We start from the raw sequence: 12,654 nt of genomic DNA on the forward strand, positions 1-12,654 counted from the left end.
ATGTGTGTGTATTTCGTTCTATGGCAGCCCCCGATATTAACCTTTCAGGGAACAAACCAAGTTACGTGTTTTCGCATTTATCGTGAAACGCTTTCGCGTTTTTCGTGCGCCGCTTCAACGCTGCTGTTGAATTTTTCTGCCAATCTGACCAAGGTGATTGGCTGACTCAAGCGGCAGGCGTCCGCTATCGCCAGACAGAAAATGTGACTGGCCCGCTACCCGGGCCAGCGTGGCTGTGCGAACCTTTGCGCACTTCCACGACAGGGACGGCGATCATTTGAAAACGCTCATTGTGTTCTGGGCCTTGCTGCTGAGCATGCCCTTGTCTGCGGCGCAGCTCACGCTGGAGCTGGGCGCGAACAGTCGCACCTGGCAGACCGAAGAGTTGCTCAAGCATCCGCAAGCACAAACTCTGACCATCAAGAACGATGTGTCCTACAAGAAGGACATGACTTATCAAGCCGAAGTGCCCGTGGCGGCGCTGCTCACCGGCATCAAGCCCGACGATCACTTGCAAGCCGTGGCGCTGGACGGTTTTGCCGCAGAATTCAGTGCTGCACCGCTGCTCAACAGCAAAGGCGCGCAGGCCTGGCTGGCGATCGAGACCCGACGCAGCCGTGGCCGCCGCTGTCCGAGGGTAAACACAGCGCCGGGCCGTTCTATCTGGTGCTGGACTGACCCGCAGGCCGGCAACATCAGCCCTGAGCAATGGCCGTTCCAAGTGGCGAGCATCAAGCGCATGGCGCCGGTGGCCGAGCGCTTCCCGGCGCTGTTGCCGGATCCCAAGCTGAAAGCGGATGACCCGGTGAATCAGGGTTTTGCGCTGTTTCAGAAGAACTGCCTGGCCTGCCACCGGTTGAACGGTGCGGGGGATGCGCAGTTCGGGCCGGACTTGAATATTCCGTACAACCCGACCCGAGTATTTCGGCGCCGATTTCCTCAAGCGCTACATTCGCGATCCACAGAGCTTGCGCCAGTGGCCTCAGGCGAAGATGCCGGGGTTTTCGGCAGAGGTGTTGCCGGAGAGGGATTTGCAGTTGTTGATCGGCTATTTGCAACACATGGCTGGGCGCAAGGTTAAACCATAAGCGTTGCGGTGATATCACCGGCCTCTTCGCTGGCAAGCCAGCTCCCACAGGTTAGCGCTGACTCTGAATTCGCGGTAATCCTGTGGGAGCTGGCTTGCCAGCGATAGCGGTATCCCGGATCTACTGTTGTTGCACGGAAATAACCGGCGTCGGCGACACGAACACCTTCGCATGCATCTGCTCACAACCACCGCCCCGGCGCATGCCGCGCACCGGGCAGGCATCCAGATAATCCAGGCCCACCGCCAGTTTCAGATGCCGCTCCGGTCGGGCCAACTGGTTGGTCACATCAAAGCTGTACCAGGCGTCATCCAGCCACGCTTCGGCCCAGGCGTGACTGGCCAGATGCTCGGCGTCCTCGCTGTACAGATAACCCGACACATAACGCGACGGAATCCCCAGGCTGCGTGCACAGGCGAGAAACGCATGGGTGTGATCCTGACAAACCCCGGCGCGCCCGGCAAAGGCTTCGGCGGCGCTGGTGTCGACTTCAGTCGAACCCGGCGTATAGCTGATGTGCTGGTTCAAACCGTGCATCAGGTCGATCAGCGCGGTGCGATCGCGCCGCTGCTTACAGGATTTGTCGGCAAACGCCCGTAGCCCTTCGTCGGCCTCGGTCAGCCGGGTGAAACGCAGGAACGGCAGCGCCGACTGGCTCTCATGCTCGGCCTCACGCAATTCGTCGATATCGACCTGGCCGCGGGCGCCGATGATGATCGCTTCGTGCGGCTCATCCATGGTCAGCACGTGCAGGATATTGCCGAACGGATCGAGCTGGGCGCGCACCGGACGCGGCAGGTCGAGTTGCCAGCTCAACACGTGCTGACGCTCGCTGTCGTGCGGGGTCAGGCGCAAATACTGGATGCTCGCCCGCACCTGATCTTCATAGTGATAGGTGGTCTCGTGGCTTATGGAAAGTCTCATGCAGCCTCCAGGTATGAACTGTGAATCGCGTTGCCCAACTGGCGCACCAGCGGGATGAATTCGGTGAGCCAGGCGTGCAGGCCTTCGGCGAGGATTTCGTTGATGCCGGTGTAGCGCAGGCGTGCGTCCATTTCGGCAGCAAGGCGTTGTGCCGGACGGCCATTGGCGCCGGGTAACTGGGCGAGGATCTGGTCGATTTCCTCGGTGCAGGCGCGCAGCGAGCGCGGCACATCGGCGCGCAACAGCAGCAGCTCGGCGACATGCCGGGCGCCGGGTGCGTCGCGGTAGATCTCGGTGTAGGCCTCGAACGATGACAGCGCTCGCAACAGTGCACTCCACTGGTAATAGGCGTGCGCCGTACCGTCACTGACGGCCTCGGCCTGATCGCCGGCCATTTCATAGCGCGCATCGAGCAGGCGCAGCGTGTTATCCGCACGCTCGATGAACGTCCCCAGACGAATGAAACGGAACGCATCGTTGCGCATGATCGTGCCGTAGGACGCGCCACGGAACAGGTGCGAGCGCTCCTTGATCCACTCGCAGAAACGGCTCATGCCGTAACGACTGAGGCCCTGCTCGGCAATGCCGCGAATCTCCAGCCAGGTAGCGTTGATGTTCTCCCACATGTCCGCGGTGATACGCCCGCGCACCGCATGCGCACTGGCCCGCGCCGCGCCGAGGCAACTGTAGATGCTCGCCGGGTTGGCCGCGTCCAGGGCGAAGAAATGCAGCAGGCGTTCGGCATGCAGTTCGCCGTGACGCTCCAGATAATCGTCGAGGGTGCCGGTGATCAACAGCGGCATCGCCAGTTCGTGCAAACCGTCGCCGCGACCGTCCTGCGGCATCAGCGACAGCGAATAGCTGATATCGAGCATCCGCGCGAGGTTTTCCGCCCGCTCCAGGTAACGCGACATCCAGTACAGATCCGAGGCAGTTCTACTTAACATGGCAAGCTTCCTTCAATCCTCGACCACCCAGGTGTCCTTGGTGCCGCCGCCCTGGGAGGAATTCACCACCAGGGAGCCTTCACGCAGGGCGACACGGGTCAAACCGCCGGGCACGACCCGGGTTTCGCGGCCAGACAATACAAACGGACGCAGGTCGATATGACGCGGCGCAATGCCGTTTTCGACAAAGGTCGGACAGGTCGACAGCGACAATGTCGGCTGCGCAATGTACGCGTGGGGCTTGGCCTTGATCCGCTCACGGAACGCATCGATCTGCGCCGTGGTTGACGCCGGCCCCACCAGCATTCCGTAACCGCCGGAGCCCTGGGTTTCCTTGACCACCAGATCCGGAAGATTGGCCAGTACGTGGGAAAGTTCCGAGGGGTTGCGGCACTGCCAGGTCGGCACGTTCTTCAGGATCGGTTCTTCATCGAGGTAGAAACGGATCATCTCGGTGACAAACGGGTACACCGATTTGTCATCCGCCACCCCGGTACCGATGGCATTGGCCAGCACCACGTTGCCCGAGCGATACGACGACAACAGTCCCGGTACACCGAGCATCGAATCGGGGTTGAACGCCAGCGGATCGAGGAACGCGTCATCGAGACGGCGATAAATCACGTCCACCGCTTTCGGCCCGTCGGTGGTGCGCATGAAGACCTTGTCGTCACGCACAAACAGGTCGGCGCCCTCCACCAGTTCAACGCCCATTTCCCGCGCCAGGAAAGCGTGTTCGAAGAACGCACTGTTGAAGCGCCCCGGCGTCAGTACCACCACGCTCGGGTCGTCGATCGGGCTGGAGCTTTTCAGGGTGTCGAGCAACAGATTCGGGTAGTGGTCGATGGGCGCGATGCGCTGGGCGGCGAACAGCTCCGGGAACAGACGCATCATCATTTTGCGGTCTTCGAGCATGTAGCTGACGCCGCTCGGAGTACGCAGGTTGTCTTCGAGCACGTAGTAAGTGCCATCGCCGTCGCGCACAAGGTCGACGCCGGAGATGTGCGAATAGATGTCGCGGTGCAGATCCAGGCCCTGCATCGCCAACTGGTACTGCTCGTTGGCCAGCACCTGTTCGGCAGGGATAATCCCGGCCTTGATGATGCGCTGCTCGTGATAAAGGTCGGCGAGGAACATGTTCAACGCCTTGACCCGCTGGATGCAGCCGCGCTCGACGATCCGCCACTCGCTGGCGGGAATGCTGCGCGGGATGGTGTCGAACGGAATCAGGCGCTCGGTGCCCTGCTCGTCGCCATAGAGCGTGAACGTGATCCCGGCCCGGTGGAACAGCAGATCGGCCTCGCGTCGCCGTTGTGCCAGCAACTCGTCAGGCGTGTCGGCCAGCCAGCGGGCGAACTCCCGGTAATGCGGGCGGACCTGGCCGCCGGCATCGTACATTTCATCAAAATAGGTGCGGATCATGCCGTACTCCTTGTCACCCGGACCTACAGGCCTTCGCAAGGCCCGTGCCATCGGCATAAACGCTTTGATTTCAATCGGTTGGATAATCACGCCGCAAGCACCGCACCATTCCTGTGCGGCAAATGCCCCAAGCCGATTGCCCCCGCCTCATTGCGACGCATTGCATCGCCTATCACCAGCATAGTCAGAGTTGATTTCACCGCTCGCACCGAGCTGCGGATAATCGGCGCATCCGCTGAAAACTTCCCCGGTGAAGACTTCAGCTCCACTGATCCGGACTGCCCGCGCAGTCCCCGCAGGCCGTAACCCTGACCGGTTTCCTCTCCTTATCGGTCTTCCCTTTAGCCACCCTCTCCGGTGGCTTTTTTTTGCCCGGGATTCTTGTTTCAGGGTTTTGCCACGGGCTATTCGGCGGCCAGAAACGACAACGGCCAACCCGAAGGTCAGCCGTTGCTCAATACCTGAAACCAGAGATCAGTTCAGACGATGGCGGTTACGCACCTCCTGCTTGACGCCCCAGCCCTCGATGATGCCGCCCAGCGGCTCGACCACGGCAGAGAAACCTTGCTCGAAATCGCCAATGTCGTCATAGGTTGCGTACATCACTTTGCTCAGTTCCAGCGACCAGGCGCCATCGTCGCGCGCACTGACCTGGGCATTGATGGATTCACCACGAAATTTGCCTGCCGCCCTGCGCGCCCGCTCCTCGTCCGGGAAAATGGCGTAGAACTCGATGGGATGGAACCGGGAAAAGTCGAAACCGCCTTCTTTCATGCGGCGCAGAACATTGCTGCTGATGTCTTCTTGATAGGCTGTGCTCATGAATCGTCCCCCTCGGATAGATGGATAGACTTTCCGTATTCCCGCCCCGGGCCTTACAGGCCAAAGTACTTCGGCAACGTGGTTGCACGCGGGAAACAAGCATGTAGCTGACAAGACCAGACCTTAGCGATTGTTTCGCTGATCTCGCTTGCAGAGTAGCCCCAAGATAGAGCTGCTGCCAAGGCCTGGTGCTTCAAGTGACAGGAAGAATTTCAGATTGGCGTGATACTGCGGATTTCGATGCTGTTCTGGGTTTTCAGGCTTTTCACGCCAGCATCGGTGGTGCGCCCTTCAAGATCGTTCATATCCAGTTCGGCGGCCACCGGCAGGAGCCGTTCCTTGATCAGGCGTGCAGCCTCGTCGTCGCTGGGGCATTCCGCGCGCTCGAACACCTCATCGACAATTTCACCATGATCGTCCACGAAAGTGACTTTCCACTTTTGCATCGGTGCCTCCTCGATCAAACCCGCAAATGGGCTTACTACTATCTCGACTTTTGGCGAGATTGATCGTTCAAAAGGATTGCAGCGGACGAACATGAAAAAAAATTAACCGATGGGGAAACAGGCTTGTGTGGCGAGGGGATTCATCCCCGATGGGCGCGAAGCGTCCCTGAATTCAGCGAACGCATAGTGTCAGTTCCAACGCGTCTGCCGATTTTACGACTGCTGCGCAGCCGGTCGGGGATAAATCCCCTCACCACAGGGGATCTATCACCGATCCGGGAATAGTGCGTCAGTCGTTGCTCGGCTTGTTGATCGCCTGCAGCACGTACTGCGGCAGCGCGAATGCGCCGATGTGGATTTCCGGGTTGTAATAGCGGGTGACGATGCCGCTGCCGATGAAGCGCTGTTGCAGGGTTTCACGGCTCAGTTTGCGGTAGGCCGGGTTGGTCGAGCCCCAGGCAAAGGTCATCGAACCGCCAATGTAGGTCGGCACGGCCGCCTGATAGAAGTGCCAGTCCGGGAACAGGCTGCGCAGGCGACCGGCAGTGGTTTTGACTTCGTCGATCTGCATGAACGGCGTGCCGTTCTGGGTCACGAGGATCCCGCCTTCGTTCAGGCAACGATGGCACGCCTGATAGAAGTTCTCCGAGAACAGCACTTCGCCCGGGCCGATCGGGTCGGTGGAGTCGGAGATGATCACGTCGAATTTTTCCGTGGTGGTGGCGACGAAACGCATGCCGTCGTCGATCACCAGGTTCAGCCGTGGATCGTCGTAGGCGCCCTTGGAGTGGTTCGGCAGGAATTCCTTGCACATGTCGACCACGGTGCCGTCGATCTCGACCATGGTGATGTGCTCGACGCTGGCGTGCTTGGTCACTTCGCGCAGCATGCCACCGTCGCCGCCGCCGATGATCAGCACGCGCTTGGCGGTGCCGTGGGCGAGGATCGGCACGTGGGTGAGCATTTCGTGGTAGATGAATTCATCGGCTTCGGTGGTCTGGATCACGCCGTCCAGCGCCATCACCCGGCCCATGCGCGGGTTCTGGAAAATCACCAGGTGCTGGTGTTCGGTGCGCACTTCGTGCAGCAGTTTTTCCATGCGAAAACGCTGGCCGTAGCCTTCGTAGAGGGTTTCCAGGTATTCGCTGGTTTTGGTTACGGTCATGGTCAAGTGCTCCGATGAATGCGCGGGCGCCAATCGTGGGGGACGATTGCCCGGGAAAGGCGCGCATTCTACGTTGCCGAAGATGACAGGTCGAACCTTCCTCCGACAGGGCACACTCTGGAGCTACCACAAGACCAATGTGGGAGCGGGCTTGCTCGCGAAAGCGGAGTGTCATTCAACCTGTGTTTCGACTGAACAATCGCCTTCGCGAGCAAGCCCGCTCCCACAGGGGATCAGCGTGTTTTCGGGAAAGCGTCAGACCCGCACATTGCCCCGTGGCCCGGCGATCGCCCAGATGATCAGGCCCAGTACTGGCAGGAGGATGATCAGCAGAACCCAGAGGATTTTCATCCCGGTCTCGGCGCCGCTTTTCAGTACGTTGATGATCGCCCAGATATCGAGGGCAAGAATGATCAGGCCAATCAGACCGTTGAACGTGGAACCCATGGTGTCACTCCAGAATAGTGGCATGCACTTTTAGGATAGACGGTCGCGCGCAGGGTTCCCTTTTATTGCGCTCAGACGTGAACGGCGACCTTCAGCGCTTCCAGCGAAGGCGCGGCCGTGATGCCGACTTCGGCGCACAGCTCTAGCACCCGTGGCACGTCGTTGCCATAGACCAGCACCACTTGCAGCTCGTCGTCGAGCAACTGGCTGAAGTTCATCAGCGTGTAACCGCCGTTTTCCTTGTTCAGGCTGCTCATCTGCACCTGGATGCGGTTGAGTGCGGTCAGCGCTTCGGTCTTGGCCAGTTGCTTGGGCTTGAGGTTGAAATCCACGCCCGGACCAAACGAGGCGACGATCTGCGCGAACAGGTCAGCGTAGGTATCAGCCTGGAACAGCACGGTTTCCGGCAGGCTGCCGACCACCACCCACTCGCCCAGCGGGATCGGGAAGGTGTCGTCGTAGTTGATGTCCGGGTTGGCTGCCAGAAAGGCGTCGGCATCGGCGTAGGCCTGCGCCGCTTCGTCGGCCACATTCAGGATCTCGTCCTCGCCCATGCAGCCGGAGCTGATTTTGCTGATGAGTTCGACGAGTGCGGCTTTCATGAGGGCGGATCCTGTGGAAGGTTGAATTTGAGGGCGCGGAGGATAGCGCATTGCAACCTCAGGCTGCACACAGAACATCTGTGGCGAGGGAGCTTGTTCCCGCTGGCGCGCGAAGCGACCCCAAACAGTGAGTTCACCATTTTTACCAGCGCTGCGCACTGGAGCGGGAGCAAGCTCCCTCGCCACAGAATCTCGACAGTCCTCAGGTCAGCAGTTTTTCCAGCTGCGCCGTGGTATCGACCGCGCCCATGGTGCGGGCCGCGTCCAGCGCGGTGACGCCATTGGCATCCTTGGCTTGCGGGTCGGCGCCCTTGCTGATCAGGTAATCAACGATTTCAACACGGTTGAACATCGCCGCCATCATCAGCGCGGTACGGCCATCGAACGACGAGCCTTCGATCTCGGCGCCCGCTTCCACCAGCGCCTTGACCACCGCCAGATCGCCCTTGAACGCGGCGCCGGCAATCGGGCTCTGGCCGTTGCCGTTACGCAGCTCCGGGTCGGCCTTGTGTTTGAGCAGCACCTGCACGGCGTCGACGTGGCCATAGTAACTGGCGAGCATCAGCAGCGTGTCGCCCTTGCTGTTTTTCAGGTTCACCGGCAAACCGGCGCTGATCAGCCGATCGAGCATCAGCGCATCACCGTCGCGTGCCTTGTTGAAAACCTGCTCGGTGAATTCGGCAGCTTCTTCAGGGGTCATCTGGCGGCTTTGGTCAGACATGGGGTAACTCCACTTCGGTTGATCGCAAAGCCGACAGTTTCCCGGAGCGCGACGATAGCTGTCACCCCCTTTTTCTCAAGTCAGGCTATAGCCAATCTCAATAGCGATATTTGCCCTGATGAATATCGGCCAGAATTTCGTCCGTCACTTGCACGTAAGTCTGGGTGCCAGGCAGCCACGCGTAGATCGGGTCGTCGCCCGTCTGGCCGGGGTCGAAACCCTCGTTTTTCAGCCGGGTCTTCTGGTATTTGAAGGTCCCGGTGGTTTCCATTTTCACCTTCACCCGCAGGAACAGCGGCACCGCGTAGGCCGGCATGCGCTGGCGGGCGAATGCGAGCAATTCGGCGAAATCCAGGGTCGCCAGTGACTCGGCGGGCGTGATTGCCGCCATGCCGGCGCGACCGTTGGTGTTGCGCACTTCGACGCCGTAGGCGACGGCCTCAGAGATATGCGGATGCTGCAGCAGCAGGTTTTCCACTTCAGTGGTCGAGACGTTTTCGCCCTTCCAGCGATAGGTGTCGCCGAGCCGATCGACGAATTGTGCATGGCCAAAACCGATATTGCGCAGCAGGTCGCCGGTGTTGAAGAAGCGGTCGCCCTTGCTGAACACATCGTGCAACACCACCTTGGCGGTTTTCTGCGGATCGGTGTAACCGTCCAGCGGGGCTTTTTCGTCGATCCGTGCCAGCAGCAAGCCCTGTTCGCCCTTGCCGACCTTGCGCATGAAGCCATCGGCGCTGCGCAACGGCTGCCCGCTGTCGTGGTCGTACGCCACCAGCTCCCAGGCCATCAGCGAGAAACCGATGGTGTTGTCGAAGTTGAGGATATTGCTGAAGCCGATATTGCCGTCGCTCGCCGCGTACAGCTCGCAGATGTGCTCGACGGCAAACCGGGTTTTGAACTCGGCCCAAGCGCCGGGACGCAAGCCGTTGCCGATCATCTTGCGCACCGCGTGACGGCTGTCATCGGCGCTGGGCGGTTGATCGACCAGATAACGGCACAATTCGCCGACATAGCCGAGGGTGGTCGCGTTGTAGCGACGCACATCCGGCCAGAACTGGCTGGCGCTGAACTTGCGGCGGATGGCAAACCCGGAAGCGCCATTGATCGCCGAGCCCCAGCACACACAAAGGCCGGTGGCGTGGTACAGCGGCAAGGTGCAATAGACGACATCGTCGGGCGTCATGTTCAGGGCGATCATGCCGAAGCTGGCCGAGCTGCGCATCCAGCGGCCGTGCTTGAACACCCCGGCCTTGGGCAGGCCGGTGGTGCCGGAGGTGTAGATGTAGAAGCACGGATCGTCGAAGAACACTTCGCCGCTGCTGGGCGGGTTTTCAGTGCAGGCGTCAGCACTGGCACTGATCAGATTGACGTAGCCCTCGGGCGCAATGCCTGGGTGGCTATAGGTGTCACGGTCGGCGATAAACCAGGTGCGCTGCGCCGGGATCGACACCTGCTCGCGGATCGCGGCAAACGCCGGCTGCAATTCCTCACCGAGGACAATCGCCACCGGCGCCACCAGATTTACGCTGTGAATCAGTGTGTCGCGGGTTTGCGAAGTATTGAGCAGCGCACTGACCGCGCCGAGTTTGGCCAGCGCCAGAATGGTCACCAGCAGCTCGGGACGATTTTCGATGAACACCGCGACCACGTCGCCCTTGCCGATGCCCTGCGCGCTCAGATAGTGGGCGATGCGGTTGGCCCACTGGTTGACCTGCGCATAGGTCAGCAAGACGTCGTCCTGCAAGATCGCCTGCCCCTCTGGATTGCGCAGCGTCGCTTGCTCGAAGGTCCAGCCGAGGCCGCACGTTTGGGTCGGATCCGTGACGTTGGCGACTTTCATGCCCTTGACCACCCGCGGGATGGCTTTGGCGATCGTCGGCAGTTTGCGGAGCATCATGCTCCAGGTAATCGTGTCGCTCGACGCGTGACGCATGGCAGCTCCCCGGTCGGCCTGGTCGGCCGGTTTTTTTATTGTTCGGGCTGTGGGCATGACCTGCGTTGTGGGCAAGGTCGAGATCGAAAATACGTCAGCGCTTCTCGGCCTGTACACGCGGTTTTTGCAATGTTTTGTATCCGCCCTGTCACGCCTGGCGGCGGTGATTACGACTTTGCCGTTTGGTTCCGTTCAACTCATGAGAATCCCGCAAAATGCAGGATGCACGATGGCCATTCATGCAGATTGCACGACGAATGCAAATTTCACGATTTTTAACTTATTGATTTATAAGCATTTTTATTTTTTCGTGTGCTGGCACAATCGCTGCAACCTCCTCTGCATGCTTGCCATTCAAGTGCATACGGAGCTGAAAGACATGAGCCTGATCCAAGAAAAATTTACCTCGCTGTTCTCCAACTTCAACGTCACCACTGCGCCACGTCCCGATGGCGGGATCCTGCTGACGCTGCGCAGCAGTGAAGGCAAAGTATTCAAGCGCGCCCTGACGTATCAGCAAATGCACAACGCCGACCAACTGTCGTGGGCGATCAGCGCGATCCGTCGTGACCTGGCGGAAGAAGCCAGTGAGCTGCCGCAGATTGCGATGCTGCAAAGCCAGCAGCGTTTTGCCCTGCCGACGTATCACTCGCTGTAATTGATTCGAAGCTTTAAACAGCTTTAAACAAAAACAGGCCGGGCAGCTTTCACTGTCCGGCCTGTTTTTTTGGCTGATGCAAAACTCCGTGTGGGAGCGGGCTTGCTCGCGAAAGCGGTGTGTCAGTCAAAAATATTTGGCTGACACACCGCTTTCGCGAGCAAGCCCGCTCCCACATTGGATCGAGGGTGGTTAAAAGGCTTCGGGTTCGATGCCGGTGAAGCTGTCGACGGTGATATGGCTGCCCAGCTCCCCACCCTCGCGCGCCAGGCCGCAGGTCTGCAGGCCTGCCGATTGAGCGGCATCCAGCTCCTCAACGATGTCGGACAGAAACAGAATGTCCTGCGGTTCGACACCAATCGCCTGTTGAATGTTGGTGTAAGACTGCGCCTCACGCTTGGGCCCCGACGTGGTATCGAAATACCCGCTGAACAGCGGTGTCAGATCCCCCGCCTCGGAGCAGCCGAAGATCAGCTTCTGCGCCTGGATCGAACCCGACGAATACACAAACAGTTGATAACCGGCCTGATGCCAGCGCTTGAGCGCTTCAACGGCATCCGGGTACACGTGGCCCTTCAACTGCCCGGCGTGGTAACCCTGCGCCCAGACCATGCCTTGCAAGGCTTTGAGCGGCGTGGCTTTGCGATCTTCCTCGATCCAGCTCAAGAGAATTTCAACAACCCGTTCAACATCGGCCTGCGGTGCATTGCTGTCGCGGCGCACGGCGTCGAGTTGCTCAGCCACATCGGCACGTTCGGCGTTCTGCCGAACAAAATCCGGCAGGTGTTTGGCCGCATACGGGAACAGCACATCAAAAACGAAACTCACCGCGCTGGTGGTGCCTTCAATGTCAGTGACAATGGCTTTGATCGACATCAGCTCAGTCCTCCAGACGCGGGAAGCGCCCGGCGATGTCTTCGCCGGTGAAATTCGCGACCCAGCCTTCCGGGTTGTTGAACAGGCGAATCGCCACGAAGTGCGGGTGCTCGCCCATGTCGAACCAGTGCTTGGTACCGGCCGGCACCGAGATCAGGTCGTTCTTCTCGCACAACACCGCGTAGACATAATCGTCGATGTGCAGGGTAAACAGGCCACGACCGGCAACGAAAAAGCGCACTTCGTCTTCGCCATGGCGGTGTTCTTCAAGGAACTTGGCGCGCAGTTCGGCTTTTTGCGGGTGATCGCTGTTGAGGCTGATCACATCGACGGTGATGTAACCGCGCTCGGTCATCAGCTTGTCGATCTGCTCCTGATAGGCGCTGATCACCTCTTCCTGGCTGGCGCCGGGCTGGATCTTCGCGGCGGCTTGCCAGCGGTCGAAGCGCACGCCCTGCTCGGCGAGCGTCGAGGCGATGTCTTCGAAATGGGTCAGCACCTTGTTCGGAATCTCGGGGCTGGATACGTGATAGACGGACAGGCTGCTCATGGGCAATTCCTCGGTATCGGCCTTGCCGTCCGGTTCTTGCAGACCGGTCG

Annotated in this window: 13 protein-coding genes and 1 pseudogene; 2 read left to right on the top strand and 12 right to left on the bottom strand. The window is 59.9% G+C overall.

Annotated elements, in window-relative coordinates:
- The first annotated feature begins 316 nt into the window (after positions 1-316).
- Positions 317-1,088 (top strand): annotated as a pseudogene (locus tag ACOYXI_RS00005) (c-type cytochrome).
- A 120-nt stretch (positions 1,089-1,208) separates the two neighbouring features.
- On the opposite strand, the gene ACOYXI_RS00010 reads toward ACOYXI_RS00005, so the two are convergent.
- The 10 genes from ACOYXI_RS00010 to ACOYXI_RS00055 all read right to left on the bottom strand — a co-directional run bounded on the left by ACOYXI_RS00010 (position 1,209) and on the right by ACOYXI_RS00055 (position 10,520).
- Complete coding sequence (locus tag ACOYXI_RS00010; protein WP_098967930.1) at positions 1,209-2,012, bottom strand: transglutaminase family protein; 804 nt, start codon at positions 2,010-2,012, stop codon at positions 1,209-1,211.
- Positions 2,009-2,959 carry an alpha-E domain-containing protein gene (locus ACOYXI_RS00015; protein WP_027613321.1) on the bottom strand — a complete coding sequence of 317 codons (951 nt, stop codon included), beginning with the start codon at positions 2,957-2,959 and terminating at the stop codon, positions 2,009-2,011. Before ACOYXI_RS00015 ends, ACOYXI_RS00010 begins: the two co-directional genes overlap by 4 nt.
- Positions 2,960-2,971: 12 nt before the next feature.
- Positions 2,972-4,381 carry a circularly permuted type 2 ATP-grasp protein gene (locus ACOYXI_RS00020; RefSeq protein WP_083366520.1) on the bottom strand — a complete coding sequence of 470 codons (1,410 nt, stop codon included), beginning with the start codon at positions 4,379-4,381 and terminating at the stop codon, positions 2,972-2,974.
- Positions 4,382-4,855: 474 nt separating this feature from the next.
- The gene (locus tag ACOYXI_RS00025) at positions 4,856-5,203 is read right to left on the bottom strand and encodes a ribonuclease E inhibitor RraB (RefSeq protein WP_007960698.1); all 348 of its coding nucleotides are present in this window, start codon (positions 5,201-5,203) and stop codon (positions 4,856-4,858) included.
- A 212-nt stretch (positions 5,204-5,415) separates the two neighbouring features.
- On the bottom strand, positions 5,416-5,649 hold the full coding sequence (locus tag ACOYXI_RS00030; protein ID WP_027613323.1) for a hypothetical protein: 234 nt from the start codon (positions 5,647-5,649) through the stop codon (positions 5,416-5,418).
- Positions 5,650-5,938: 289 nt separating this feature from the next.
- Positions 5,939-6,814 (bottom strand): polyamine aminopropyltransferase, encoded by an 876-nt coding sequence (gene speE / locus ACOYXI_RS00035; RefSeq protein ID WP_041068886.1) that lies wholly within the window; start codon positions 6,812-6,814, stop codon positions 5,939-5,941.
- Positions 6,815-7,069: 255 nt separating this feature from the next.
- On the bottom strand, positions 7,070-7,261 hold the full coding sequence (locus ACOYXI_RS00040; RefSeq protein ID WP_007960694.1) for a PLDc N-terminal domain-containing protein: 192 nt from the start codon (positions 7,259-7,261) through the stop codon (positions 7,070-7,072).
- A gap of 71 nt (positions 7,262-7,332) precedes the next feature.
- On the bottom strand, positions 7,333-7,863 hold the full coding sequence (locus tag ACOYXI_RS00045) for a hypothetical protein (RefSeq protein ID WP_135295284.1): 531 nt from the start codon (positions 7,861-7,863) through the stop codon (positions 7,333-7,335).
- 202 nt (positions 7,864-8,065) lie between these two features.
- On the bottom strand, positions 8,066-8,584 hold the full coding sequence (locus ACOYXI_RS00050) for an ankyrin repeat domain-containing protein (protein WP_461674096.1): 519 nt from the start codon (positions 8,582-8,584) through the stop codon (positions 8,066-8,068).
- A 97-nt stretch (positions 8,585-8,681) separates the two neighbouring features.
- Positions 8,682-10,520 carry a long-chain-acyl-CoA synthetase gene (locus ACOYXI_RS00055; protein ID WP_461674097.1) on the bottom strand — a complete coding sequence of 613 codons (1,839 nt, stop codon included), beginning with the start codon at positions 10,518-10,520 and terminating at the stop codon, positions 8,682-8,684.
- A gap of 379 nt (positions 10,521-10,899) precedes the next feature.
- On the opposite strand from ACOYXI_RS00055, the gene ACOYXI_RS00060 reads away from it, so the two are divergent.
- Positions 10,900-11,178: a DUF3509 domain-containing protein gene (locus ACOYXI_RS00060; RefSeq protein WP_027613327.1), complete on the top strand. Its 279-nt coding sequence runs from the start codon at positions 10,900-10,902 to the stop codon at positions 11,176-11,178.
- Between the two features lie 192 nt (positions 11,179-11,370).
- Here the strand turns inward: ACOYXI_RS00060 and mtnC are convergent, their stop codons facing one another.
- Both mtnC and ACOYXI_RS00070 read right to left on the bottom strand, forming a co-directional pair.
- Positions 11,371-12,054, bottom strand: coding sequence for an acireductone synthase (gene mtnC, locus ACOYXI_RS00065; RefSeq protein ID WP_098967926.1), 684 nt, complete (start codon positions 12,052-12,054; stop codon positions 11,371-11,373).
- Positions 12,055-12,058: 4 nt separating this feature from the next.
- Positions 12,059-12,604: a 1,2-dihydroxy-3-keto-5-methylthiopentene dioxygenase gene (locus ACOYXI_RS00070; RefSeq protein WP_027613329.1), complete on the bottom strand. Its 546-nt coding sequence runs from the start codon at positions 12,602-12,604 to the stop codon at positions 12,059-12,061.
- Between the last annotated feature and the right edge of the window lie 50 nt (positions 12,605-12,654).

Source organism: Pseudomonas sp. G3-19, from assembly GCF_054855875.1.

Excerpts from the sequence above, each read along its gene's own strand:
- ACOYXI_RS00050 (WP_461674096.1), bottom strand. The coding sequence starts at position 8,584 with ATGTCTGACCAAAGCCGCCAGATGACCCCTGAAGAAGCTGCCGAATTC.
- ACOYXI_RS00055 (WP_461674097.1), bottom strand. The coding sequence starts at position 10,520 with ATGCGTCACGCGTCGAGCGACACGATTACCTGGAGCATGATGCTCCGC.
- ACOYXI_RS00045 (WP_135295284.1), bottom strand. The coding sequence starts at position 7,863 with ATGAAAGCCGCACTCGTCGAACTCATCAGCAAAATCAGCTCCGGCTGC.
- ACOYXI_RS00020 (WP_083366520.1), bottom strand. The coding sequence starts at position 4,381 with ATGATCCGCACCTATTTTGATGAAATGTACGATGCCGGCGGCCAGGTC.
- ACOYXI_RS00015 (WP_027613321.1), bottom strand. The coding sequence starts at position 2,959 with ATGTTAAGTAGAACTGCCTCGGATCTGTACTGGATGTCGCGTTACCTG.
- mtnC (WP_098967926.1), bottom strand. The coding sequence starts at position 12,054 with ATGTCGATCAAAGCCATTGTCACTGACATTGAAGGCACCACCAGCGCG.
- speE (WP_041068886.1), bottom strand. The coding sequence starts at position 6,814 with ATGACCGTAACCAAAACCAGCGAATACCTGGAAACCCTCTACGAAGGC.
- ACOYXI_RS00025 (WP_007960698.1), bottom strand. The coding sequence starts at position 5,203 with ATGAGCACAGCCTATCAAGAAGACATCAGCAGCAATGTTCTGCGCCGC.
- ACOYXI_RS00070 (WP_027613329.1), bottom strand. The coding sequence starts at position 12,604 with ATGAGCAGCCTGTCCGTCTATCACGTATCCAGCCCCGAGATTCCGAAC.
- ACOYXI_RS00010 (WP_098967930.1), bottom strand. The coding sequence starts at position 2,012 with ATGAGACTTTCCATAAGCCACGAGACCACCTATCACTATGAAGATCAG.
- ACOYXI_RS00030 (WP_027613323.1), bottom strand. The coding sequence starts at position 5,649 with ATGCAAAAGTGGAAAGTCACTTTCGTGGACGATCATGGTGAAATTGTC.
- ACOYXI_RS00060 (WP_027613327.1), top strand. The coding sequence starts at position 10,900 with ATGAGCCTGATCCAAGAAAAATTTACCTCGCTGTTCTCCAACTTCAAC.
- ACOYXI_RS00040 (WP_007960694.1), bottom strand. The coding sequence starts at position 7,261 with ATGGGTTCCACGTTCAACGGTCTGATTGGCCTGATCATTCTTGCCCTC.